The organism is Mesotoga sp. HF07.pep.5.2.highcov (assembly GCF_003666285.1).
Classification (GTDB): domain Bacteria; phylum Thermotogota; class Thermotogae; order Petrotogales; family Kosmotogaceae; genus Mesotoga; species Mesotoga prima.
In genome coordinates this window covers 1-2,474 of sequence record NZ_JFHJ01000220.1, presented here as the reverse complement: position 1 = coordinate 2,474, position 2,474 = coordinate 1, and the positions used below count along the sequence as shown (strand labels likewise).

The window sequence follows — 2,474 nt, the reverse complement described above, 5'->3', positions numbered from 1 at the left end:
GTAGAGGACGTCAGGATTATCAAGAGAGTCGTGGGAGATGAGAAGGGAATAAAGGTATCGGGAGGAGTGAAATCTCTCTCTCAAGTTGAGGAATTCATGGCTGCGGGAGCGGATATCTTCGGTTCCAGCAGTGCGGTGGCAATATACAGGGAATTTACCGAAAAATACCCTGGGAGAACCGATCTTGCATGAAAAAAATAAGAATGGAGGCATAAATGAAACTGTTTATAGATGATGGAAACGTCCAGGCCATAGGCGAGTTGTTCGATTTAGGGGTCTTTTCCGGCATAAGTACTAATCCCAGTATTCTGAAGAGAACGGGAAGAAAACCGCTCGAAGTCATAAAAGATATGTTGAATAGGTTCACGGGTTCTATCTTTGTCCAGTGTGCCTCGAGAGGTCACGATGAAGTTCTCAAGGAGGGGCAGGAACTCTTCCGGCTAGACCCCGAAAGGATAATTCTCAAAATCCCCTTCTCCCGAACGGGCATAATGGTCTTGAGAGAATTCAAGAAGATGAATATAAATACTTTGATTACGGGGGTCTTCTCCGTTCCTCAAGTGCTGATGTCTGCAGAGGCAGGCGCCGACTATGTGGCGCCATATGCGAACAGGATCGAAAATCTGGGAATAGATCTCTCTGTTGTCGGTAGTATGCAGAAAGTCTTGTCCAACGGCGACTACGAGACGAAGTTGATTGCCGCAAGCTTCAAGACCCTGACACAGATCTCAAAGATGGCGGAGCTACCCATTTACGGAATGTCGCTTCCTGTAGCTATGTACAACGAGTTCTTTTCGCACAGCGGTACATTGAAGGCGATCGACAATTTTGAGGCCGATTGGGATTCTATTGAAGACCGTGAATGGGTCCCTCTGAAATCATGAGCAACCATTCTCTCTGAAAGCGAGGTTTTCCCTTGAAGTATATAATGGCACATGACCTGGGAACAACTGGAGATAAAGCGACTTTGTTCAGCCAAACAGGTTCTCTCGTCGCTTCATCATTCGCCGGTTATGAAACCTTCTACCCCGGACCCGGAATGGTTGAGCAAGATCCTGAGGCATGGTGGACTGCCTTCTGCAAGACTACCTCCGAAATCGTCCAGATGGCAGAAATCGACAGAAAAGAAATCTCTGCACTCAGTATTAGCGGCCAGATGATGGCAGTAGTGCCGGTAGATAGATCGGGCAAACTGCTCAGAAGGTCAATAATTTGGGCAGATTCGAGAAGCAGCGAACAGGTAAGAGAACTTCTAGCGAAAGTTCCGGCAAGCGATCTGTACAAAATAACCGGTTCCAGGCTCTCACCAACATATCAGGGGTTGAAGATAGCCTGGCTGAAAAAGTACGAACCCGATCTCTATGAAAGAACTTTCAAGTTTCTTCAAGCAAAGGATTACATAAATCTTCGCCTGACAGGAAGGTTCGCGACAGATTTTTCCGATGCCGTAATGACAGCTCTATTTGATATCTCTAGTCTTACGTGGTCTGAAGAACTGATTTCCGCTCTCGAAATTGAAAGCTCAAAGCTTCCAGATGTGCACGCTTCCATTACAGACCTTGGAGAAATAAGGAAAGAGGTGGCGGCTGACCTAGGCCTTCCAAGCTCATGCAAAGTTATACTCGGGGCAGGAGACGGTTGTAGCGCGGCCGTCGGAGCAGGCGCAGTTGAAGTGGGCGATACTTACCTTTATCTCGGGTCATCGGCCTGGATTTCCACAATAACAGAAGAGCCTCTACTTGAGAAGGAAATGCGAGTGTTCTCTGGGGCGCATGCAGTAAATGGGCTCTACTTTCCGTCCGGTACTATGCAAGCAGCCGGAACCTCATACAGCTGGATTAAGGAGACTCTGTATGGTGTTGGATCCATGAAAGAAAGCGATCGTGATATCTATTCTTATCTCGACACCCTACTCTGCCAATCTCACCGTCATAGTGAATCAATACTATATCTTCCGTATCTGCTTGGAGAGAGAAGTCCGATGTGGAATTCAAATGCAAGAGGTACTTTGATAGGATTGTCGGCCTCCCACAAGAAAATCGATATCGTGCGAGCGGTAATCGAAGGCGTTTCTATGAATCTGAAATGGATTCTGGAAAGCTTGGAAGAATCTTTGCCGATAGGTAAGATCAGGGTCATTGGAGGAGTAATAAAAAGCAGAATTTGGAAGCGCATGATTTCAACTATTCTCGGAAAGACTATCACCATTCCGCAGAACGTCGATGAAGCTACTTCGATCGGGGCGGCCATGATTGCAGGTGTGGGGGTCGGTCTTTTTGATTTCTCAGCGGTTCGGAATTTCGTCGTTGATGTCGAAGAGATCGAACCGATCGGGGAACAGCAAGAAGATTACCTGAAACTCTATGGTCTCTTCAAAGAATCATATCATGCTCTAGAGAAGACATTTGAAGAGCTTAATGGAGTCAGAAGGGGTTAGACAACGTAACGGGAGTTGTACCGAAACAGGGTGTCGC

General features: G+C 46.9%; 2 protein-coding genes and 1 pseudogene. All 3 read left to right on the top strand.

Going from position 1 to position 2,474, the window contains the following annotated elements:
* Window positions 1-192 (top strand): annotated as a pseudogene (locus tag BG32_RS04600) (deoxyribose-phosphate aldolase); the annotation flags it as partial.
* Window positions 193-215: 23 nt separating this feature from the next.
* Window positions 216-884, top strand: coding sequence for a transaldolase family protein (locus BG32_RS04595; protein ID WP_121526472.1), 669 nt, complete (start codon window positions 216-218; stop codon window positions 882-884).
* 32 nt (window positions 885-916) lie between these two features.
* Window positions 917-2,437, top strand: a complete 1,521-nt coding sequence (locus BG32_RS04590; RefSeq protein ID WP_121526471.1) for an FGGY-family carbohydrate kinase — start codon at window positions 917-919, stop codon at window positions 2,435-2,437.
* The last annotated feature ends 37 nt before the right edge of the window (window positions 2,438-2,474 follow it).

Excerpts from the sequence above, each read along its gene's own strand:
- BG32_RS04595 (WP_121526472.1), top strand. The coding sequence starts at position 216 with ATGAAACTGTTTATAGATGATGGAAACGTCCAGGCCATAGGCGAGTTG.